This window comes from Robiginitalea sp., assembly GCF_049588695.1.
Lineage (GTDB): Bacteria > Bacteroidota > Bacteroidia > Flavobacteriales > Flavobacteriaceae > Robiginitalea.
Genome location: NZ_JBAVZJ010000100.1, coordinates 1 through 8454 on the forward strand (window position 1 = coordinate 1; position 8454 = coordinate 8454).

Here is an 8454-nt window from a genome sequence, read left to right on the forward strand (position 1 = left end):
GCAACCTGGCGTCCTGTCTTAGGATCCTCTCCGAGAACGCGTTCTCCGCTCGCCCTTTCGGCATGCTCTTCAACCTCAGCGACATTGGGATGGAAATCCTTATAAAAGTCTTTTAGGATCTTTTTCCAGTCTTCCTCACCCGTTGCGATACCATCAAAGTCCTTTTCGACCTTAGCCGTAAAATTATAATCCAGAATATTGGCGAAATTCGTCACCAGAAAATCGTTGACGATCATCCCGATATCTGTGGGAACCAGCTTCCCTTTATCCGAGCCTACAGTTTCAGACAGTGTTTTTTCCGTAAGCACCCCGGACTCCAGCACTACTTGTTGGTAGGCTCTTGGACTTCCCTCTATCGTCCCCTTTTCCACATATCCCCGATTCTGAATGGTAGAAATTGTAGGGGCATAGGTGGAGGGGCGGCCAATGCCGAGTTCCTCTAGTTTCTTGACCAAAGAAGCCTCTGTATATCGGTACGGGGGGCGGGAAAACCGCTGGGTGGCTGTAATATAATTGGCCAACAGGACCTGTCCTGTAGCCAGAGCCGGGAGCAATCCGTCCTGATCTTCTGTATCCTCCTCATCCTTGCCTTCCATGTAGACTTTTAAGAATCCGTCAAACTTTATGACTTCACCTTTGGCGCTGAATTGCGCATCATTCCTGTCGTTGGCAATACCAACCTGGGTTCGTTCCAGGCGGGCGTCGCTCATCTGACTGGCCAGGGTCCGTTTCCAGATAAGTTCATAAAGGCGGGACTGGTCGCGTTCCAGATTCGGGCTTTGCAGGCTCATATCCGTAGGGCGAATGGCCTCATGCGCTTCCTGGGCCCCTTTGGATTTAGAGCTAAACTTCCGAATCTTACTATAGGACTCGCCATAATTATCGACAATCGCGTCCTTAGCGGCTGCAATGGCTTCTCCCGAAAGATTCACGCTGTCCGTCCTCATATATGTAATGAGTCCGGCTTCGTAGAGGCGTTGGGCTACCTGCATGGTCCTGGAAACTGAAAAATACAGCTTCCGCGAAGCTTCCTGCTGGAGGGTAGAGGTGGTAAACGGCGGTGAAGGCGATTTGGTGGCCGGTTTTGTGTCCAGGGAGGACACCTTAAAGCCGGCATCCTGCAAATCTTTTAAAAAGGCGCGGGCGGCAGCGGCGTCAGGGTAGGTTTTTCCCAGTCGGGCTGTAAAAACAGCATTGTCTTCCGTGCGGAATTCAGCGACGAGACGAAAGCTGCTTTCGGGTGTGAACGCCTCGATTTCACGTTCCCGCTCTACGATCAGCCGTACCGCCACCGATTGCACCCTACCCGCCGAGAGGCCGGGTTTGATTTTTTTCCAGAGCACAGGGGAGAGTTCATATCCTACCAGACGATCTAAAATCCGGCGTGCCTGTTGTGCATTGACCAGATTGTAGTCGATACTCCTCGGATTCTCAATGGCTTTCTGTATAGCCGATTTGGTTATCGAATTAAAAACGATCCGGCGGGTGCGGTCTGAATCCAGTTTTAGCGTTTCGGCCAAATGCCAGGAGATGGCCTCACCTTCCCGGTCTTCATCACTGGCCAGCCAGATCAATTCAGCTTTGGAAGCCAGATCCTTTAATTTCTTAACAAGGGCCTTCTTTTCTTTATCCACGACGTACTTCGGAACGAAGTCGTTATCCACATCCACCCCGAGTTCCCGGGAGGGTAAATCAGCTATATGACCAAAACTGGAAGTCACCTTAAAGTCCTTACCGAGGAACTTTTCAATGGTCTTTGCCTTTGCAGGAGACTCTACAATTACCAAATTTTTGGCCATGCTTGAGGATTTTGGTTAACAAAAGTAGGGCAATTTTCTGATTTCTGTATCGGGGCCCTCATTTGTCCTGTTGCATTCTCATTCGGGGTTCTCCCATTGGCATGAACAGAATACCTCATTTTCGACACGGGAGTACCGGGCGGGATTTCACCCGGGGTTCCATGGGGATTACCAAGAAATAATATGTATTTTGAGGTCTGAAAAAATACAAATATGAGAACCCCTCCCTATCTGTTACTTCTGATAATCCTTTGTTTCACTGTACACACCACAGACGCCCAACGGAAAAAAAAGGCGGCCGGGGGGGTCGGTTATGACGAGTCCCTCTACAGTGCTGTAAACTGGCGACTGGTCGGACCTTTCCGGGGCGGGCGCGCCGGAACGGCCAGCGGGGTGGTCGGCAACCCTAACCTTTATTATATGGGAACGGCCGGAGGAGGTGTCTGGAAAACCGAGGATGCGGGAAGCAGTTGGGAATGTATCTCAGATGGTTTTTTCGGGGGCTCCATCGGGGCGATTGCAGTTTCAGAATCCGATCCGAATGTCATTTATGTGGGGGAGGGAGAACAAACCCTGAGGGGAAATGTTTCCTCGGGCAACGGTCTTTGGAAAAGTATGGATGCCGGCAAAACCTGGGAATTTATCGGACTTAAAGGGTCCGAACACATTGCCCGGATTCGAATCCACCCGACAAATCCGGATATCGTCTATGTAGCGGCTATAGGAAATCTTTGGATTCCCAATGAAACCCGCGGGGTATACCGGAGTACCGATGGCGGAAAACAATGGGAAAAAGTCTTATACGTCAGTGAAAAAGCTGGGGCCGGGGACCTCATTATGGATCCCAATAATCCGAGAATTCTCTACGCTTCTACCTGGGAAATGAAAAGAAATGGGTACCGCATGGATAGCGGAGGCCCTGACAGCCGCATGTTTAAAAGCACAGATGCAGGAACGACCTGGATCGATATTTCGGAGTCTTCGGGTTTACCAGGATTTCCCTGGGGTATTGTGGGCATAGCTGTATCCCCCCAGAATTCAAATAGGGTTTGGGCGATAATCGAAGCCGATGACGGAGGCGTATACCGCTCTGAAAACGGCGGAAAAACCTGGAAACGAATCAATCAGAACAGGGCCCTCAGGCAGCGGGCATGGTACTACAGCCGGATTTATGCAGATACCCAGAACGAAGACATCGTATATGTAATGAATGTGAGTTACGGCGTCTCCAGGGACGGGGGTAAAACCTTTGAACTCAAAAACGCCCCACATGGAGACCATCACGACCTCTGGATCGATCCGCAGAACAACCAGCGAATGATAATCGCTGACGACGGGGGGGCACAGGTATCCAACGACGGGGGGACCAACTGGAGTACGTATCACAACCAACCGACGGCCCAGTTTTACCGGGTAACGACAGATACGCACTTTCCCTATCGGATTTATGGGGCCCAACAAGATAATTCCACGGTGCGGATTCTGCACCGCACTTCGGGTAACGCTATTGGGGAAAGGGACTGGGAAGCCACCGCAGGAGGTGAAAGTGCCCACCTGGCTCCGGACCCCCTGAACAGCGACATCGTCTATGGGGGTACATATAAAGGGTACATGATGCGTACAGACCATACCGTGGACCAAACGCGATCCGTAAATGTATGGCCGGACAACCCCGCAGGTTCCGGGGCCGAAGTCATGAAATACCGCTTCAACTGGAATTTCCCGATTGGCTTTTCCATACACAACCCCAAAAGGCTTTACGCCGGCTCTAATTTTCTACATATCACTGAAAATGAAGGGCAGTCCTGGGAGGTGATCTCCCCGGATCTCACCAGGGGGTTACCTGAAACTATAGAATCCTCCGGAGGGCCTATCACGCAGGACAACACGGGAGCAGAATTTTATTCCAACCTTTTCGCCATTGCAGAATCTCCATTGGAAGCGGGTGTGATCTGGGTAGGAAGCGATGATGGCCTGATCCACATTACCAGGGATAATGGGGCAACCTGGGAGAACATCACCCCACCCGAAGGACTTTCTCCCAAACTCAATATGATCAATTGTATCGAGCCCAGTCCGTTTGACAAAGGTACGGCCTATGTGGCGGCGACAGCTTACAAATTCGGGGACTATACCCCCTACCTGTACCGGACCCGGGATTACGGGAAAACCTGGAACCTGATCACGAATGGCATCCCAGCGAATTACTACGCCCGGGCTATCCGGTCAGACAAAACCCGGAAAGGACTCCTTTATGCCGGGACGGAATGGGGTATGTATATCTCCTTTGACGACGGTAAAAACTGGAAGTCTTTCCAGTTAAATCTGCCGGTTACTGCAATACGGGATCTGCATGTAAGGGACAACGACCTGATTGCCGCTACGCACGGCAGGAGTTTCTGGATGATCGACGACCTGACGCCCCTGCAGCAGCTCAACGATGCTGTTAGTGGAAGCACCTTTCATCTCTTTAAGCCGGATGGTGCCTACCGTATGCAACAATCCGGATGGGGAAGCCCGGACCTCAAGAGGGAAGGTGTTAACCATCCCAACGGGGCGCTTATACATTATAATATAAAGGATTTGAAACCCGGGGATGCCGTCACCCTGGAGGTGCTGGATTCCAAAGGACAAATTGTACAAGGGTATTCGAACAGTGCTGAGAAATCCGAACACGACCCTTCGGCAGTAAAACCCCTTGAGGTCCGGACGGGAAGCAACCGCTTTGTCTGGGACCTGAGATATCCCGGGTTCCGGAGTTTTGAAGGTATGGTCCTGTATTCCTCTCCCAACAGGGGTCCCAAAGCCGTACCCGGCACATACTCGGTTCGCCTGACGTACAACGGATCAACCCAGGAAGTGCCACTAGAGGTACTGAAAGACCCCAGGCTCCCGAATTCAGATGCCGACTATCAGGCGCAATTCGAATTCCTCAGTGCAGTGCGCGATGAAGTGTCTAAAGCCAACGGGGCAGTGGCGAAAATCCGCCAGCTGCAGACAGATCTGGACTATTTGAAAGATAAATCCAGGGACAACCCCGAGCTGACCGCCCGAATTGAAAAATTCGAAACCGAACTCTCCACAATCGAGAACAACATCCATATGACCAAAAATCAAAGTAGGCAGGATCCGCTGAATTACGGGATTCGCATCAACAACCGCCTGGCTTTCCTGATGGCAGATTCCCAAAGGGGGGATTATCCCCCGACGGATCAGTCCCGGGAATTCTTTCGCGAAGTACGAGCCGAACTGGATACAGAGCTGCAGGCACTGGATCGCCTGGTCGATGGAGAGATTCAGGGGATTAACGACGTCGTAAAAGACGGACAGGTACGCTTGCTGGAATGGGAGGACTGACAGGGTCCCGGGAATTCGGAGGGATTTTTTTGTCTGTCAAATTGTCAGAATCTTATAATGCCTTATCTTTGTTGCCCTTTCCAAGGGAACAGAAAGGCATTGTACTATGGAGAAGTTACTCAAGGAGGAACTGCAGGGGACGGCACTGAATCTTAAAGGTACCGAAAAGAATACCCGCAAACTGTATATAGAGAGCTACGGGTGTCAGATGAATTTTTCTGACAGCGAGATCGTGGCTTCCATTCTTACAGGTGAAGGCTTCAACACCACCCAACAGATGGAAGAGGCGGACCTGATCCTTGTCAATACGTGTTCGATCCGGGAAAAGGCTGAACTGACCGTTCGAAAAAGACTGGAAAAATTCAATGCAGCCCGAAGGGTAAACCCCGGTCTTAAAGTGGGTGTGCTGGGCTGTATGGCAGAGCGCCTAAAGCACAAACTGCTGGAAGAAGAAAAAATCGTAGATATGGTTGTGGGGCCGGATGCCTATAAAGACCTCCCCAATCTGGTGCGGGAAGTTGAAAGCGGACAGCAGGCCGTTAACGTCATCCTGTCTAAGGAAGAGACCTATGGCGATGTGGCTCCGGTGCGTTTGGGAAGTAACGGGGTAACCGCCTTTGTATCTATTACCCGCGGCTGCGACAATATGTGCACCTTTTGCGTAGTCCCGTTTACCCGGGGCCGGGAGCGAAGCCGCGATCCGCAGTCCATTTTAGCAGAGGTCTCTGATTTATGGCAACAGGGTTACAGGGAAGTTACATTGCTCGGGCAGAATGTGGACAGCTATTTATGGTACGGGGGCGGACTGAAAAAAGACTTTGCGAACGCCAGTCCCATGCAACAAGCCACGGCAGTAAATTTTGCCGGCCTTTTGGACAGCGTAGCCAAAGCCCAGCCGGGAATGCGGATACGTTTTTCGACCTCCAACCCGCAGGACATGACCCTGGATGTTATAGACACCATGGCCAAACACCCCAATATCTGCAACTATATCCATCTGCCGGTTCAGAGTGGAAGCGACACAGTTTTAAAGGCGATGAATCGCCTGCATACCCGGGAGGAGTATTTTGACCTCATTAAAGGTATCCGTCAGCGCATCCCCAATTGCGGGATCAGCCACGATATGATTACCGGATTCCCGGGGGAGACGGAAGCGGACCATCAGCAGACCCTTTCCCTGATGGAGTATGTCAAGTACGACTTCGGTTTTATGTTCGCCTATTCGGAGCGCCCGGGAACCCTGGCCGCCCGAAAGCTGGAGGACGACGTGCCTGAAGCGGTTAAGAAAAGGCGCCTTACTGAGATTATAGGATTGCAACAACAGCACAGCCTGTACAGGAATCAAAATTATATCGGGCAGACCACAGAAGTCCTTATCGAAGGGGACTCCAAAAAATCTGAGGCCCACTGGATGGGAAGGAATTCCCAAAACACCGTAGTGGTCTTTCCAAAAGGGCATTATAAAAAAGGGGAATTCGTAAATGTAAAGATAGAGCGGTGTACCTCAGCCACCCTGCTTGGGCATGCCGTAGCCTATTCCGAAAACAACCTATAAATGAGCAACCTCCAAAGCATCAAGCAACGATTTGAAATCATCGGGAACGATGTACACCTGAATCGCGCCCTGGAAAAGGCCATTCAGGTTGCCGCTACCGATATCTCAGTGCTTGTTACAGGAGAAAGCGGCGTGGGAAAAGAATCTATTCCCAAAATCATCCACGCCTTATCGCATCGGAAACACAATAAATATATAGCGGTAAACTGCGGTGCCATCCCCGAGGGGACCATAGACAGCGAACTCTTCGGGCATGAAAAAGGGGCGTTTACCGGAGCTACCCAAACCCGGAGTGGCTATTTTGAAGAAGCAGACGGGGGAACAATTTTCCTCGATGAGGTGGGGGAGCTGCCCCTGACCACACAGGTGCGTCTGTTGCGCGTGCTGGAAAACGGGGAATTCCTGAAGGTGGGATCCTCCAGGGTCCAGAAAACAGACGTCCGGATCGTGGCCGCGACCAATCAGAACATGCAGGAAGCCATACGGGACGGAAAATTTCGGGAGGACCTTTACTACCGCCTCAGCACTGTAGAAATCCACCTGCCACCCCTGCGGGATCGGGACGAAGACATCCACCTGTTGTTTCGCAAATTTGCCTCTGATTTTGCCCAGAAGTACCAGATGCCCACAATACGCCTGGACGAAGCCGCCCGCAACCTGCTCATGCAGTACCGCTGGCCGGGAAATATACGGCAGCTCCGAAATGTAGCCGAACAGATTTCAGTCCTGGAAAAGGAACGAAATATCACAGCTTCAGAGTTAAGGGCCTACCTACCTTCGAATGCAGCTTCGGCCAACCTGCCTGCCGTAGTAGACGCAGGACGCAAGGGGGGAGATTTCAGCAATGAACGCGAAATCCTCTACAAAGTACTCTTCGACATGAAATCGGATCTGAACGATCTGAAAAAGCTGACCCTGGAATTACTCAAACACGACAATTCCCAACAGGTACAAGAGGAAAATGAGCAACTCATACAGAAAATATACGGTCAGAACGGGGATGAATCCGAAGAAAAATCTGCCATTGCAGTCCTCCCCCCTGCCCGCACAGAAGTTGAAATAACCGGTCCGGCGGCTTCCAGGCCAGCCGGGGATAAATACCATTTTGCCGAAGAAATCGAGGAAGAGGAAACCCTTTCGCTCCAACAAAAAGAAATCGAACTGATTGCCAAATCCCTGGAGCTGAACAAAGGGAAACGCAAAGCGGCAGCTGCAGAACTCGGTATTTCAGAACGCACCCTCTATCGTAAAATCAAACAATACGACCTCTAAAGCCCTGAACTATGCGCGCGCCCAACTCATTTTTCCGTATGCTTTTTATGCTGTCAGCCTTTGCCGTACTGCCAGGGTGCGGGGCCTATAACTTTACAGGTGGGGATGTAGGGGACGCCCAGACTTTTCAGGTGAATTACTTTCAGAACTACGCCTCCCAGAGTCCGGGATCCGTTTTTGACCCCGGCCTGGATCGGGATTTCACCCTCTCCCTGCAGGATCTGATCCTCAATCAAACCAGTCTCGATCTGGTTTCTTCCAATGGCGACCTGCTTTACGAAGGGGAAATAGTCGAGTACCGGGTCTCCCCCATGACGGCTACGGCGGAACAACGAGCCGCTCAAAACCGGCTGACTATCACGGTCAATGTCCGCTTCTACAACAACACTAAGGAGGATACGAATTTTGAACAGCGTTTCTCTTTCTTCTACGATTACCCGGGAAGTGCCCAGTTGGTCTCTGTCCGGGATG

General features: G+C 51.3%; 5 protein-coding genes. 4 read left to right on the plus strand and 1 reads right to left on the minus strand.

The window, feature by feature from the left end; genetic code table 11:
* Positions 1-1799: type I DNA topoisomerase (topA, locus tag WBV75_RS02135; protein WP_424119009.1), on the minus strand; the 1799-nt coding region annotated here is incomplete at its 3' end.
* Positions 1800-2012: 213 nt separating this feature from the next.
* Between topA and WBV75_RS02140 the strand changes: the two genes are divergently transcribed.
* The 4 genes from WBV75_RS02140 to WBV75_RS02155 all read left to right on the plus strand — a co-directional run.
* A complete protein-coding gene (locus WBV75_RS02140; protein ID WP_424119010.1) occupies positions 2013-5156 on the plus strand; it encodes a WD40/YVTN/BNR-like repeat-containing protein in 3144 nt (1047 codons plus the stop codon).
* Positions 5157-5262: 106 nt separating this feature from the next.
* Positions 5263-6711, plus strand: coding sequence for a tRNA (N6-isopentenyl adenosine(37)-C2)-methylthiotransferase MiaB (gene miaB / locus WBV75_RS02145; protein ID WP_424119011.1), 1449 nt, complete (start codon positions 5263-5265; stop codon positions 6709-6711).
* Positions 6712-7983 carry a sigma-54 interaction domain-containing protein gene (locus WBV75_RS02150; protein WP_424119012.1) on the plus strand — a complete coding sequence of 424 codons (1272 nt, stop codon included), beginning with the start codon at positions 6712-6714 and terminating at the stop codon, positions 7981-7983.
* Between the two features lie 11 nt (positions 7984-7994).
* The coding region (locus tag WBV75_RS02155) for an LptE family protein (protein ID WP_424119013.1) at positions 7995-8454 on the plus strand (460 nt) is incomplete at its 3' end.

Coding starts and splice junctions, on each gene's coding strand:
- WBV75_RS02140 (WP_424119010.1), top strand. CDS start 2,013: ATGAGAACCCCTCCCTATCTGTTACTTCTGATAATCCTTTGTTTCACT.
- miaB (WP_424119011.1), top strand. CDS start 5,263: ATGGAGAAGTTACTCAAGGAGGAACTGCAGGGGACGGCACTGAATCTT.
- WBV75_RS02150 (WP_424119012.1), top strand. CDS start 6,712: ATGAGCAACCTCCAAAGCATCAAGCAACGATTTGAAATCATCGGGAAC.